The organism is Rhodococcus sp. MEB041, from assembly GCF_030208955.1.
GTDB lineage: Bacteria > Actinomycetota > Actinomycetes > Mycobacteriales > Mycobacteriaceae > Rhodococcoides.
On sequence record NZ_JARVSZ010000001.1, the window covers coordinates 745,379 to 760,180 of the forward strand.

Consider the following 14,802-nt stretch of genomic DNA (forward strand, 5'->3'; position numbering starts at 1 on the left):
GTGGCATCATGCAGTCATGTCCGACAGCGCACCCATCGCCGCGATCGCCGCGTCGCTCGTCCGGGAGCGTCGACGTACGGGCCTGTCTCTCGCCGAGGTGGCCCGGCGCGCGGGTATCGCGAAGTCGACCCTCTCCCAGCTCGAGTCGGGAACGGGCAATCCCAGCGTCGAGACGCTGTGGGCTCTGAGCGTGACGCTGAACGTGCCCTTCGCGCGCCTGGTGGAACCGCCGCGGCAGGAGGTCCGCCTGGTACGACGCGGTGAGGGTCCGTCGATCGCCGCGGAGTCGTCGGACTACACCGCGACACTGCTGTCGTCCTGCCCACCGACCGCCCGCCGCGACCTGTACCTGCTCGCCGCCGAGGTGGGGACGCCCCGGCTGTCCGATCCGCACATGCACGGGGTGATCGAACACGTGGTGGTGTCGTCCGGCCGGGCGGTGTGCGGGCCGGTGGACGCGACCGAGGAGCTGGGGCCGGGGGACTACCTGTCGTACCCCGGCGACGTGCCCCACGTGTTCGAGGCACTCGAGAACGGGACGACTGCGGTGATGGTCACCGAGCAGTACTGATCGAGGCCAGATCCGCTGTGACCGGCAGGCGGTTGCTCAGCAACGCGCACAGCAGGATTCGCGCCTGGGCGGGACTGAGGTCGCCCGCGGACACCGCGCCGGCACGTACCAGGTCGGCGCCCCCTCCGCCGCCGCCGTAGGTGGTGACGACACCGCCGGACGGCACCCGCGTCGACAACATCACCGGGACACCGGCATCGGTACACCGGTGCACAGCGTCGACGACGGCGGCGTTCGCATTGCCCGCGCCCATCGCCTGCAGCACGATCCCGTCGGTGCGGGCGGACCGCAGGGCGTCGATGACGAGTCCGTCGACACCCGGGTAGAGCGCGACCACGTCGACCCGGATCCCGTCGATCGAACTGTCCGGCAGCGTCTCCCGCGGAACCGGGTCCACCGCCGGCGTTCCGGAGTAGGCATCGAGCGCGGTCGTGTGCGATTTCCGTACCCCGCGGGCCCGGAGAATTCGCGGGCCGAAGGCGACGAGTACACCGTGGCCCCGTCGCTCGGGATCGGCGGCCACGCGGAGCGCCGACTCGACGTTGTGCGGGCCGTCGCTCTCGACGTGGTCCGCGGTGCGTTGGGCGCCGGTGATCACGACGGGGCGAACGTCGGTGTGGGAGAGATCGATCAGCATCGCCGTCTCCTCGAGGGAGTCGGTGCCGTGCAGGACGACGACACCGCTCACCGCGTCGTCACGCAGCGCCGCGGTGACGGCGCCGCGGACGGTGTCCATGTCGAGGAGCGACATCGCGGCACTGTCGACGCACAGGACGTCGGTGACTCGGACCCGGACTCCCACGCGGAGTCCGGCATCCACCAGGACGTCGTGGGCGTGACGGCCCGTGGTGCTGACACCGTCGGGGCCGACGCGGCTGGCGATGGTTCCGCCGGTGGTCAGGACGACGACCGTCGGCAGTGCGGGTGAACTCATCGGGCGACCGTTCCCCCTCCCGCACGGGCGCGCTCGCGGGCGAGCCGCTCGATGCCCGGGCGCGCTGCGCGCCAGCCGATGACCAGCGCGGGAACGATGACCAGGAGGGAGGCGAGCGTCCAGGTGCCGATCGGGTAGTCGAAGCCCATCAGGACCAGGACGACCACCAGGAAGACGAGGGTGGCGATGCCGGTGTACGGGGCGCCGAACAACCGGAAGGACGGCCGCGTCACCACGCCCTCCTTCGACAGGTGCCAGAGCTTGAGCTGGCACAACACGATCATGGCCCAGGCGCTGACGATGCCGAGCGCGGCGAGATTGAGCACGATCTCGAACGCCTGCTCGGGCACCACCGCGTTCAGCACCACTCCGAGCAGGGTAACCGCTGCCGTGAGCAGGATCCCGCCGTAGGGCACGCCGGCCTTGCTCATCTTCATCGCGAAGCGCGGCGCGCTGCCCGCCGCGGCCATCGATCGGAGGATGCGACCGGTCGAGTAGAGCCCGGCATTGAGCGAGGACAGCGCCGCCGTCAGGACGATGAGGTTCATGGCGGTGTCCGCGCCCTCGACTCCGATCGAGCCGAAGAACGTGACGAACGGGCTCTCACCCGCGCGGTAGGCGGAGTAGGGCAGCAGGAGCGACAGCAGCAGCACGGACCCGACGTAGAAGACCGCGATGCGGATGATGACGGTGTTGATCGCCTTCGGGATGACCTTCTCGGGGTTCGGCGTCTCGCCCGCGGCGGTACCGACCAGCTCGATGGAGGCGTAGGCGAACACGACGCCCTGGATGATGACGACGGCGGGCAGCAGACCGTTGGGGATCAGCCCGCCGTTGTCGGCGATCATCGACAGGCCCTGCTCCTGGTTCGGTGTCCCCCTGACGAGGAGGTAGAGGCCGATGCACAGGAACGCCACCAGGGCGAGCACCTTGATCAGGGCGAACCAGAACTCCAGCTCGCCGAAGACCTTGACCGACACCAGGTTCAGCGACAGAACCAGCAGCAGTGCGGCGAGGGCGAAGACCCACTGCGGTACCGACGCGATCGGGTCCCAGTAGCGGCCGAAGAAGTTCATGTAGAGCGCCACGGCGGTCACGTCGACGACGGCGGTCATCGACCAGTTGAGCCAGTACAGCCACCCGGAGACGAAGGCGGCCTTCTCCCCGAAGAACTCGCGAGCGTAGGACACGAAGGACCCGGACGTGGGCCGGTGCAGCACCAGTTCGCCGAGCGCCCGAAGGATGAGGAAAGCGAAGAACCCGCATACCGCGTACGCGATGACGAGTGCCGGGCCGGCCTGCGCCAGACGTCCGCCTGCACCCATGAAGAGGCCGGTTCCGATGGCGCCGCCGATGGCGATCATCTGGACCTGCCGCGTTTTCAGGCCTTTGTGATAGCCGTCGTTCTCGGCGGCGTGGAGGGCGTCGTCGGCGCCGTGCTGATCGGTGGTCGTGGTCATCGGGTCCTCAGTTCTGGAGGTTCGCGAGATGTTCGGGGCGGAGCAGTTCTTCGAGACGTGTCGCTGTCAGGAGGCCGCGTTCGAGCACCAGCTCCGCGACTCCTCGTCCGCTCTCGAGTGCCTCCTTGGCGATCTCGGTGGCGGCCTGGTATCCGATGTGCGGGTTGAGTGCCGTGACCAGTCCGATGGAGTGTTCGACGCTGTCTCGCAGGTGGGCCTCGTGCGCGGTGATCCCCACGACGCACTTGTCCGCGAGCGTCCGGCAGGCCGCACCCAGGTGCGTCATGCCGGAGGTGAGCGACTCCATGATGATGGGCTCGAAGGCGTTGAGCTGCAGCTGACCTGCCTCGGCCGCCATCGTGATGGTGACGTCCTGGCCGATGACCTGGAAGGCCACCTGGTTGAGCACCTCGGGGATGACGGGGTTGACCTTGCCGGGCATGATCGACGAGCCCGCCTGTACTGCGGGCAGGTCGATCTCGCCGAACCCTGCACGCGGTCCCGAGGAGAGGAGGCGGAGGTCGTTGCACACCTTCGACAGCTTCACGGCGCACCGCTTGAGTACTCCCGAGAGATGCACGAACTGACCGACGTCCTGCGTGGCCTCGACGAGATCCGTCGCGCTGACGAGGGGGAGTGCGGTGATCTCGCGGAGGTGCCGGACCGCTGCCTCGCGGTAGCCGGGGGCGGCGTTGAGTCCGGTACCGATCGCGGTGGCGCCGATGTTGATCTCGTGCACCAACAGTGACGCCTCCTCGAGGCGGGCGCGGTCCTCGTCGATCATGACGGCGAACGTGCCGAACTCCTGGCCCAGTGTCATCGGCACGGCGTCCTGCAACTGGGTCCTGCCCATCTTGACGATGGCGCGGAACTCCTCTGCCTTCGCGCGGAAGGCGTCCTGCAGGATGCGCATCGACTCGGACAGGTCGGCCACCGCGAGGATCGTCGCGATGTTGCAGGCGGTGGGGTAGACGTCGTTGGTCGACTGGCCGAGGTTGACGTGCTCGTTGGGGTGCAGGTGCGCGTACTCGCCGGGACGGTGGCCGAGCAGCACCAGCGCGCGGTTGGCGATGACCTCGTTGGCGTTCATGTTGGTCGACGTGCCGGCGCCGCCCTGGATCACGTCGACGACGAACTGGTCGTGCCACCGGCCGTCCAGGATCTCGCGGGCGGCCTGCAGGATCGCGTCGCCGCGCACCTCGTCGAGAAGACCCAGTTCGATGTTGGCCGCCGCGGCCGCGTACTTCACGGCGGCGAGCGCGCGGATCAGCTTGGTGTTCGACGAGATCGGTCGTCCGGTGATGGGGAAGTTCTCGGTGGCGCGCAGAGTGTGGATGCCCCACAGCACGTCGGCGGGCACCTCGCGCTCTCCCAGCAGGTCGTGCTCGGTACGGGTGGCGGCCACGGCGTTCTCCTTCGCTTGCTGTCAGGCTGTCTGACAGGTTGAGTGTGAACCACGGCACAGTGGATGTCAACGGTGATCTGTCGGAGCCGGGCGCTACGGTCGGGTCGACACCGGACCTCACGGTCGGTGGGACACCACGACGTTCCAGGAGGGCCACGTGCTCGAGCTCCACCGCGCCGAACGCGCGAGCACGTTGGCCACCGGTCTCGCGACGCTGCTCGCCGAGCCCCTCGCGGACGCCTTCGCCGCAGACGTCGTCGCGGTCCCGGCGAAGGGCGTGGAGCGGTGGCTCCGACAACGGCTCTCCCTCTCGTTGGGGGCGGCAGGAGTGTCGGACGGCATCGCGGCGAACATCGACTTCCCGTCGCCCGGCCGCCTGGTCGACGACGTCCTGGCCGTGGTGACGGGCGTGGACGCCGACTCGGATCCGTGGGCCGCGGGCCCGTTGCTGTGGACTGTCCTACGCGTGATCGACGAGTGTTCGACCGAACCCTGGTGCTCAGTTCTCTCCCGGAGCATCGGCGGTGCGGCGGCGGCGCCCGACGATCACCGCCGTGGTCGACGCTGGTCCACCGCGTCCCACGTGTCCGGGCTCTTCCGTTCGTATGCCGCACAACGGCCCTCGATGATCGTCGACTGGGCGGCCGGTGCCGAAACGGACGGCGCCGGTGCCCCGCTCGCGCCGGATCTCCTGTGGCAGGCGGAGCTGTGGCGCCGGGTGCGGGAGCGCATCGGGGTGCCCGGCCCCGCGGAGAGACTGGACCCGGTCTGCGACGCCCTCGCCGAGGACGGGTCGATGCTCGATCTTCCGTCGCGCCTGTCCCTGTTCGGGGCGACCCGTCTCACCACCCTGCAGCGACGCGTGCTGCGGGCGGTGGCCGATCACCGCGACGTCCATCTGTGGCTGCCACACCCCAGCCCGGTCTCGTGGGCTGCGACGTCCCGGCGTGCGGGCGCCGGGTCGGTGCGGCGTGTCGACGCGCCGCCGGTGTCGACGGCGGGTCATCCCCTGCTGGTGAGCCTCGGCCGCGACGTGCGCGAGTTGCAACCGCTTCTCGAACCGACGGCCGATGCGGACCGCCATCTCCCCGATCCGGAGCGGTCCGACGCGCGGCGTGTCGAGGCGTCGACGACGGTCCTGAGGCGGATGCAGAACGACATCGTGGTCGACCGCGCCCCGGCCGCGCCCGACGTCCCGGGGATGGACGACAGCGTGCAGATCCACGCCTGCCACGGCCCCGCCCGGCAGGTCGACGTGCTGCGCGACACCTTGCTGCATCTCTTCCAGGACGATCCGACGCTCGAACCGCGCGACGTCCTGATCATGTGCCCGGACGTGGACACCTTCGCTCCGCTCGTGCGAGCGGCCTTCGGGAACGAGGGCGCGGTGGGCGATCCCTCGGCGCACCCGGCGCACGGACTCCGCGTGCGGCTGGCGGATCGGGGGCTCCGGCGCACCAATCCCGTGCTCGACGTGATCGCGGCGATGATCGAGATGGCAGGGGACCGCGTCACCGCGTCGCAGATGCTCGATCTCGCTGCGTCCGAGGCTGTGCGGACCCGGTTCCGCTTCTCCGACGACGATCTCGAACGGCTCGCCGAGTGGACACGGGTGTCCGGTGCGCGATGGGGCATCGACTCTGTGCAGCGAGAGTTGTTCGGTCTGGGCGACTTTCGTCAGAACACATTCACCGCGGCCATGGACCGACTGCTGCTGGGCGCCGCTGCCGACGAGACCACGGGGGACTGGCTGGGCCTGGCCCTTCCCGTGGACGACGTCGACGGGAACGACATCGATCTCGCCGGTCGGTACGCAGAACTGGTCGACCGGGTCTCTGTCGTGTTGCGCGGTATGCGGGGCGAGCATCCGGTCCGGACGTGGCGCGCGAGCCTGATCCGAGCGATCGACCTGCTCACCGAGGTCGGGCCGGCCGACGTCCGACATCGGGTCGACGCGCTGCGGGAACTGTCCGCCGCGCTGGAACACGGTGACGACATCTCCCTGCAGCTCGCCGACATCCGGTCGATGTTGCGCGATCGCCTGGCCGGGCGCCCGACGCGATCGAACTTCCGCACCGGAGAACTGACGGTGTGCACCATGGTCCCGATGCGGTCGGTGCCGCACAGGGTGGTGGTGTTGCTCGGGCTCGACGACGACGTCTTCCCACGCGCCGGCCACCTCGACGGCGACGACGTCCTCGCACGCGGTGCGCTGATCGGCGAGCGTGACATCCGCAGCGAGGACCGTCAGCTGCTGCTCGACGCCCTCATGTCGGCCGGCGAGAAATTGGTTCTCTTCCACACCGGGGCGAATCCGGTGTCGGGTGCCCACGAACCTCCCGCCATCCCGTTGTCCGAGGTCATCGAGGTCGTGGCGGCCACGGCGGGGGTCGAGAACAACCGCGCGGTCACGCGGCACCCGCTGCAGCCGTTCGATCCGTCGATCTTCGACGGCAGCGCTCCCGCCGGGTTCGACAGTGCCGCGCTCGCGGGCGCGGTGGCGGCGAGCGCTCCCTTCGTTCCGCGGCAGCCGTTCCTCGATGGTCCGCTTCCAGCGCGAGACTCCGCGGACGTGGCGTTGGCGGAGCTGGTGGCGTTCGTGCAGAGCCCCGTCACCGCGTTCGTGCGGCAGCGACTGAAGGTGGGTCTGTCGGGGCGGGACGACGACGTCGTCGACGCCCTCGCCGTGGAGCTGGACGCGCTGTCGGCCTGGGACATCGGAGAGCGCATGCTGTCGGCGCTCCTGACCGGTGTGGAACTGGCCGACTTCCGGGCCGCGGAGTGGCGCCGCGGAACGCTGCCGCCCTTCGCGCAGGGTGCGCGCCTGCTCGAGCAGATCGAGAACGACGTGGTGCCCATCGCCGACGCGGCGGCCGAGATTCACGTCGGGCCTCCGGAGAGTGTGGACGTCGTCGTGGATCTGGACGGGGGGCGGCGGCTCACGGGCACCGTTCCCGGGGTGCACGGCACCACCGTGGCGCGTACGTCCTATTCGAGGATGGCCCCGAAGCGGCGACTGGAGGCCTGGATCCACCTGCTGGCGGTCGCGGCGCAGAGCGGCTCGGACGGGTGGACGGCGGTCACCACCGCGCGGGGTCGGTCCTCACGGCCCGTGTCGCGGTCGACCCTCACGACACCCGAGGACGCCCGCGCGGTTCTGGCAGAGCTGGCGGACCTGCGCGACCGCGGTCTGCGCGAGCCACTGCCCCTGGCGCTGAAGTCCGGGGAGGCGTACGCCGCCAGAGTCGTTCGGGGAAGCAGCGAGGAGATGGCCCTCGCGGCGGCAGCTCAGCAGTTCTCGGATCGGTTCGGCGACGTCACGGAGCCGGCGGTACTTCTGGTGCACGGAAGCGGAGTCGACTTCGGGCAGTGGACAGCGATTCCTCCGGCCGCCGACGAGGCGAAGTGGTCGGCCGACGGCACGCGCTTCGGTGTGCTCGCGCGACGAGTGTGGCAGCCGTTGCTCACCCACGAGAGCATGGAGCAGCGATGAGCGCTCCCGAAGGTGTGGAGCAGCGATGAGCGCTCCCGAAGGTATGGAGCAGCGATGAGCGCTCTCGAAGGTATGGAGCAGCGATGAGCACGTTCGATCTGACCGGGCCGCTCCCGCTGGGCACCACCGTGCTCGAGGCGAGCGCCGGCACGGGCAAGACCTACGCCATCGTGGGCCTCGCCGCCCGCTACGTCGCCGAGGGCGTCACCGACATCGCGGGCGTACTGCTGGTGACGTTCAGCAAGGGCGCGACGCGCGAGCTTCGCGAACGCACGCGTGCACGCTTCGCCGAGGTCGCGGCCGCCCTGGCGGATCCGTCGGCGGCCCGTACGGGCGGTGACGAGCTGATCGCACTGCTCGCCGACGTCGGCGACGACGAGGTGGCGCTGCGGCGCACTCGGCTGCTGACGGCGCTGTCGGAGTTCGACGCCGGGACGATCGCCACGACGCACAGCTTCTGCCAACGCATGCTCGACGGACTCGGGATCGCGGGTGAGCGGGAACCGGACGCGACCTTCGTCGAGTCCGTGGACGATCTCGTCGACGACGTGGTCGACGACCTGTATCTGCGTCGGTACAGCGCAGAGGTCGGTTCGCCGCCACTGACCGTCGCGCAGGCGCGCACGGTGGCCCGGGCCGCGGTCTCGGACCGGCGGGCCGTGCTCAGTCCCGACGCTCCCGGCGACACGGCGGCCGGTCAGCGGGTCGCGGTGGCCCGCGAGGCGCGGGAGGAGACCGAGCGCCGGAAGCGGCGGCTCGGGGTCCGTGACTTCGACGACCTCCTCGAACTCCTGCACGGCGTGCTGTCGGACGAGACGCACGGCCCGGCCGCGTGCGCGCGTGTCCGCGAGAAGTTCACGGTGGTGCTCGTCGACGAGTTCCAGGACACCGACCCGCTGCAGTGGTCCATCCTGCGGAGGGCGTTCCACGGGCACTGCACCCTGGTTCTCGTCGGTGATCCCAAGCAGGCCATCTATGCGTTCCGCGGCGCCGAGGTGCTCAGCTACCTCGACGCGGTCGCGGTGGCGGACCGGCATCTGGCACTCACCACCAACTGGCGGAGCGACGCGGCCGTGATCGGCTCGCTCGCGCACCTGTACGAGGGTGCCGCACTGGGACATCCCGACATCGTCGTCACTCCGGTGACGGCATCGCACCGGGAACCTCGTCTGCTGGCCGCCACGACGCGGGACCCGCTGCTTCCAGTGCGCCTGCGCGTGTTCGGTCGAACGGGCTCCGGTCCGCTGAACAACAAGGGCCTCCCGGCCACCGAGAAGGTTCGACTGCGTATCGCCGACGACGTCGCGCAGGACATCGTCGCGCTTCTCGACGGCGACGCGACGCTGACGGTCGACGGCGCGTCGCCGAGGCCTGTCGCTCCCGGAGACATCGCCGTGCTCGTCCGGTCGGGCAGACAGGCCGAGCAGGTGCGGTCCGCTCTCGAGCGCGCCGGCGTGCCGTCCGTGCTGTACGGCGGCTCGTCGGTGTTCGCCACCGAGTCCGCGGTGCACTGGCTGCTGCTCCTGCAGGCACTGGAGCAACCGCACCGTGCCGACGTCGTGCGGCGCGCCGCGCTCACACCGTTGCTCGGATGGTCTGCTCGCAGCCTCGACGAGGGTGGCGACGCCGCGACCTCCGCACTGAGTGCGCGCTGCCGCGAGTGGTCCGCGCTCGTCACGGGGGTGGGCTTCGCGGCAATGGTCGAGAATCTCACCGGATCCACCGAGCTCCAGAAACGTCTGCTGGCAACCGAATCCGGTGAACGCGATCTGACGGACCTGCGGCACGTCGCGCAACTCGTCCAGCGCGAGTCGCTCGAGGGCGGACACGGGGTGACCTCGTTGACCCGCTGGCTGGCCGACCGGATCCAGGACCCCACGAGCGGCGCTGTGGCCGACCGCAGCCGACGGCTCGACAGCGATGCCGAGGCCGTGCAGGTGGCCACGGTGCACGCGATGAAGGGGTTGGAGTTCCCGATCGTGTACGTCCCGTTCGCGTGGGGTGCCGCCGGATCGTTCGATCCGGACACCCTGCTCTTCCACGACGACGAGGGTGCGCGTGTGCGCGACGTCGGTGGGTCCTCCACTCCGGGGTACCGCGAACGCAAGCAGCGCCACGACGAGGAGGCGGCGGGCGAGGAGATGCGCCTCCTCTACGTCGCTCTGACCCGCGCGCAGTGCCGTCTGGTGCTGTGGTGGGCACCGACGGCGATCACGGCGGCGTCCCCGTTGCATCGACTGCTCTTCGGCAGAGTGCCCGGCATCGCGGAACCGGAGTCGACGGTGCGCCTGCAGGACGATGCCTCCGCGGCGACGACCCTGCAGTCGCGCTGCGGCAGCGCGATCGGCGTCGAGGCGGTGCAGGACGTGACGGTGGTGGCCCGGCCCGCGCGGACGTCCGAGAGAAGCGGTGGCGCACTGGCCGTCGCGCACTTCGACCGGAGGCTGGACACCGCGTGGCGGCGAACGTCCTACTCCGCGCTGACCGCGGGCGCGCACGATCAGCCGGTCGAGGTCGTCGAATCCGAGGACCCGATACTCGGCGACGAACCGGTGGAGGACCCGTTCGCGGCAGGTGTGGGCGCGGGGGCCCCCTCGCTCATGAACGGTCTGCCCGCGGGAGCCGCGTTCGGCACCCTGGTGCACGAGATTCTCGAGTACGTCGACACCTCCGTCGACGATCTGCCTGCAGAGGTGCAGCGCCGGTGTGTCGAGGCCGTCTCGGCACACGGTGCCGACATCGACGCGGATCATCTCTCTCGGGCGCTGACGGCCGTCCTGCGCACGCCCCTGGACTTCGGCGCGGCGGGCACCGGCACGCTCGCCGAGGTCCACCCGTCGAACAGGCTCGCCGAGATGGACTTCGAGATCCCGTTGTCGGGCGGTGACCACGCCGCGACGGCGCACGTGACCGTGCACGCCGTCGCCGATCTCGTGGCGCACCACCTCGCTTCGGACGACGTGCTCGCGGCCTATCCGCAGCGGATGCGCCGACTCGACGACCGGACGCTCCGGGGCTACCTCACCGGCAGTGTCGACACGGTCCTGCGTGTCGGGTCGTCCGACGATTCCCGCTACGTGGTGGTGGACTACAAGACCAATCGCATCAGAAGTGGCGACCTCACCGTCGACGACTTCACGGTCGAGGACATGGCCGGCGAGATGATGGAGTCGCACTATCCGCTGCAGGCACTGCTCTATTCCGTTGCGCTGCATCGCTATCTGCGGTGGCGTCGACCGGGATACGACCCCCGGGTACACCTCGGAGGAGTGCAGTACCACTTCGTCCGAGGCATGATCGGCCCGGACACTCCGCCCGGGCGCGGGGTCTTCTCCTGGGCGCCGTCCCCCGATCTCGTGACGGCGCTGTCCGATCTGCTCGCAGGAGTCCGGTCGTGACCGCGGTGTACCCGGGCGCTGTCGCGCAGCGCGGCAAGGGAGTGCTGCGCGCGTTCAACGACGTCGGCGTCCTCACCGCGGCCGACGTGCACGTCGCCCTCCGACTCGGCGCGCTCGGCGGGGAACGGGACGAACTGGCGCTGTTCGCCGTGGCACTCGCCGTGCGCGCGGTGCGCGTCGGCTCGGTGTGCCTGGACCTGACCCGCCTGCGCGACGTCACGGCCGACGACGGGGTCGACACGGACGCTCTGCCGTGGCCGGACGACGCGGCGGTCGTGGCCGCCCTCCGGGCGAGCCCACTCGTCCTGGGCGGGGAGAGCGGTCCGCTGCGACCGGTGCTCGTGGTGGACACCGCGGACGGCCCGTTGCTCTACCTGCAGCGGTACTACCTGCAGGAGAAAGTGATCCGGGACGTGCTGGCGGCGCGCGCACTCGACGCGCCGGCCGTCGACGTGGAGGCGGTGCGGCAGGGACTGGCCACCTACTTCCCGAGCACCGAGGTGCCCGACAGGCAGCGCATCGCGGCGGCACTCGCGGTGACCGGGTGGACCACCGTCATCGCGGGCGGCCCCGGAACGGGCAAGACGCACACGGTCGCGCGCATTCTCGCTCTGCTCACCGCCGTGCACGGCCCCGGTCTACGGATCGGGCTCGCCGCGCCGACCGGGAAAGCGGCTGCGCGACTGCAGGAGTCGGTGGCCGAGCAGGCACCGGAACTCGGACTGCGAGACGACATCCCGGCGATGACGGTGCATCGGCTGCTGGGCTGGCAGCCCGGCAGCCGCAGTCGGTTCCGCCACGACGCACACAACAGGCTCCCATACGACGTGGTCGTCGTCGACGAGACGTCCATGGTGTCGTCCACGCTGATGAGCCGACTCATGGAGGCGGTCCGCGCCGACACCAGGCTCGTACTGGTCGGCGATCCCGACCAGCTGACCTCGGTGGACGCGGGCGCGGTGTTGGCCGATCTGGTCGCGCGGCCGGTGACGGCGGCGTTGCCGGAGGTGGTCACCGCCCTGGTGGGCGCCGACCTCGGGTCCGTCCCGGCGGCGGGGGACTCGTCGGAGAAGAGTCTCTCGACGGGCGAGGTGCGCCGACTCGCCGCGGGAACCGTGCGACTGAGCCGCGGGCGTCGGTTCGGCGGTGTCATCGCCGATCTCGCCGTCGCTGTGCGTGACGGCGACGAGGACGAGGTGGTGCGCCTGCTGAACTCGGGCGATCCCGCCCTCGAGTTCGGTGCGCGGTCCGACGTGTCGTCGCTCGAACGCGATGTGGTCTCCACTGCCCGGGCCGTGACCGCGGCCGCCGCGTCCGGTGATGCGGCCGCGGCCCTCGCCGCTCTCGAGCGGCACCGCCTGTTGTGCGCGCACCGTGAGGGCCCCTCCGGCGTGGATCACTGGGCACGGTGGGCGATGGACCGCGTGGGCGCCGACACCTCGACCTTCCTCGACTCCGCACAGTGGTATCTCGGGCAACCGCTCCTGGTGACGACGAACGACCACGACAACCGTATCTACAACGGCGACACCGGCGTGGTCGTCGACGACGGACACGGCGGCGTGGTCGCCGCGTTCGCGCGCGGGTCGACTCCGTTCCTCGTTCATCCCAGCAGGCTGTCGGCCGTGCAGACGGTGTACGCCATGACGATTCACCGCAGTCAGGGAAGTCAGTACGACACCGTCTCGGTGGTCATCCCGGACGAGACGTCGTCGCTGTTGACGAGGGAACTGCTGTACACGGCCATCACGCGCGCCCGCCGCACCGTGCGCATCATCGGCAGCGAGGAGTCGGTGCGCGCCGGTGTCCGTCGCCGGGTGCTGCGGGCCAGCGGACTACGTCGCGACTCGCCGGTGCCCTTCGGTCACTCCTGATCCACCGCGCGCGCGGCGTCTCGTGGCAGTCGGTTGTCCGAGCACTGCCCGCACGTCGTGCGTGTGCGCTATATTCTCCTCGACTGCGGTCGGGGGGACCGTTACAGGCGGTGAAAACAGGACGGGGGACAGGGTATGAGGAGTCGTCACCACCTGCCCGTCGTCCGGTCCACCTCGGCACCGAGCCGCGACGAGCTCGCCTAGTGTCCACATTCCTCACCCCGGGCGTCGAACACGAACCGCGACCGCACCGCCGCGGGTTGTTCGGCTCGCACCCCGGGACCACCGAGAGCGAGGATCGGCGGGTCCTGTCCGGCGCTCTCCCCGTCCGACACCGCATCGTGATCGCCGACATCGGTCTCGGCGAGGATCTCGGCACCGATGCGTTGGCCGGGATGTCCGCAGCGGTCGGCGAGCGTCGGCCGGGGGGCGTGATCGCCTGGGATCTGGCCGGTGAGGCCACCGGGCACGGTGCCGCCGCGCAGATCGCCGAGGACGTCGAGGCCCTGGTGGCACCCGAGTGCGATCCGCGAGCACTGTCCCACTACGTCGACACCCGGCCCGAAGGGCACGATGCTCTCGGAGCGGATGCGTCGCTGCAGGACCCGCACGCCATCGAGGCCGTTCTGACCGTCCTGACGCACCACCGGCAGACCGTCGTCGTGCACGCCCGCAGCGACGAGCCGTACTTCGTCGCGATGATCGACGACGCGGACTCGATCGTCGTCCCGATTCCCCATTCCGAGGCCGCCGCACTGAGCGTCGTGGCACTGATGGACTCGCTCCGCGGCAGCGGCCGCGACTCCTGGTCGGATCGCATCGTCGTCGTCAAACACGATGCGGTACATGCCGGTTCGCGGTCCGGCTCCACGGATCTGCGACGCGTGCTCGGGGATGCGGGCGTCCGCACCGTGCTGGACGTGCCGTCCACGTCGGACTCCGATGCGGACGTTCGCCGCGCCTGGTCGCACGTCGCCGCCGTCGTGATGCGGACGCGCGGGCCGGTACGCCCGATCGTTCCCGACGCGCACCCGGGTCTGCACGCCGACGACCACACACCCTCCTTCGACAGCACGACGGCGACACTGCGCGCGCGCTCTGCCGACACCCGGCCGAGTCGTCGCAGCGGGCGACTTCCCGCCCTCGCCGCCCTCGGTGCCCTTCTCGTCGCGGGAGGACTCGGCACCGCCGTCATGATGCAGCGCGCCCCCGCGGATTCCGCACCGGTGCCGGTCGCCACCGCGGGTGTCGGTGCGGACGCGGCCGATCAGACCGCGTCGGCGGCGCCGCCGATCGATGCGGCCCGCGCGAGTGGTCCCGCAGTGATCGTGCGCTACGACGATCTGTACTACCGAGATCGCGACGCCGCAGCGGCCGCAGCGCTCTGGGATCTGTCCGACACGGCCGGTGTGGACGCCACGGTGGCCGATCTGCAGCGATCCATCGACGCGGTGGACCCGGCGATACGGCACCGCATCGACGTGGCGTCCACCTCCGACCCGCTCGTCTTCGACGCCGTCCTGACACTCACGGTTCCGGACGGCCGGGAGTTCCGGTACGACCAGCAGTTCACGGTGCGGGAGGACGACGACGGCTTCGCCATCGTCCGCAAGATCGACTGCACCGGCGTCTGTCCCGCTCCGTGATCCGTCTTCCGGCCCTCCTCC

The 14,802-nt window shown here is 70.4% G+C and carries 8 protein-coding genes; 5 read left to right on the forward strand and 3 right to left on the reverse strand.

The window, feature by feature from the left end; translation table 11 throughout:
* Positions 1-16: 16 nt before the first annotated feature.
* Positions 17-571, forward strand: a complete 555-nt coding sequence (locus QRN16_RS03520) for a helix-turn-helix domain-containing protein (RefSeq protein WP_056448549.1) — start codon at positions 17-19, stop codon at positions 569-571.
* Here QRN16_RS03520 and QRN16_RS03525 read toward each other — a convergent pair.
* The 3 genes from QRN16_RS03525 to QRN16_RS03535 are packed head-to-tail and all read right to left on the reverse strand — an operon-like array spanning position 555 to position 4,370.
* Positions 555-1,505 carry an asparaginase gene (locus QRN16_RS03525; RefSeq protein ID WP_285184637.1) on the reverse strand — a complete coding sequence of 317 codons (951 nt, stop codon included), beginning with the start codon at positions 1,503-1,505 and terminating at the stop codon, positions 555-557. The genes QRN16_RS03520 and QRN16_RS03525 overlap by 17 nt on opposite strands.
* A complete protein-coding gene (locus tag QRN16_RS03530; RefSeq protein WP_222632769.1) occupies positions 1,502-2,965 on the reverse strand; it encodes an amino acid permease in 1,464 nt (487 codons plus the stop codon). The genes QRN16_RS03525 and QRN16_RS03530 overlap by 4 nt, the downstream gene beginning before the upstream one ends.
* A 7-nt stretch (positions 2,966-2,972) precedes the next feature.
* Complete coding sequence (locus tag QRN16_RS03535) at positions 2,973-4,370, reverse strand: aspartate ammonia-lyase (RefSeq protein WP_027504938.1); 1,398 nt, start codon at positions 4,368-4,370, stop codon at positions 2,973-2,975.
* Positions 4,371-4,527: 157 nt separating this feature from the next.
* Between QRN16_RS03535 and recC the strand changes: the two genes are divergently transcribed.
* The 4 genes from recC (at position 4,528) to QRN16_RS03555 (ending at position 14,781) form a co-directional block, all read left to right on the forward strand.
* Positions 4,528-7,863, forward strand: a complete 3,336-nt coding sequence (recC, locus tag QRN16_RS03540; protein ID WP_285184638.1) for an exodeoxyribonuclease V subunit gamma — start codon at positions 4,528-4,530, stop codon at positions 7,861-7,863.
* An 83-nt stretch (positions 7,864-7,946) separates the two neighbouring features.
* Positions 7,947-11,261 carry a UvrD-helicase domain-containing protein gene (locus QRN16_RS03545; RefSeq protein ID WP_285184639.1) on the forward strand — a complete coding sequence of 1,105 codons (3,315 nt, stop codon included), beginning with the start codon at positions 7,947-7,949 and terminating at the stop codon, positions 11,259-11,261.
* A gap of 5 nt (positions 11,262-11,266) precedes the next feature.
* A complete protein-coding gene (gene recD, locus QRN16_RS03550) occupies positions 11,267-13,135 on the forward strand; it encodes an exodeoxyribonuclease V subunit alpha (RefSeq protein ID WP_285184690.1) in 1,869 nt (622 codons plus the stop codon).
* 203 nt (positions 13,136-13,338) lie between these two features.
* Entirely contained in the window at positions 13,339-14,781 is a 1,443-nt protein-coding gene (locus QRN16_RS03555; RefSeq protein ID WP_285184640.1) for a DUF8176 domain-containing protein, read from the forward strand.
* Positions 14,782-14,802: the final 21 nt, after the last annotated feature.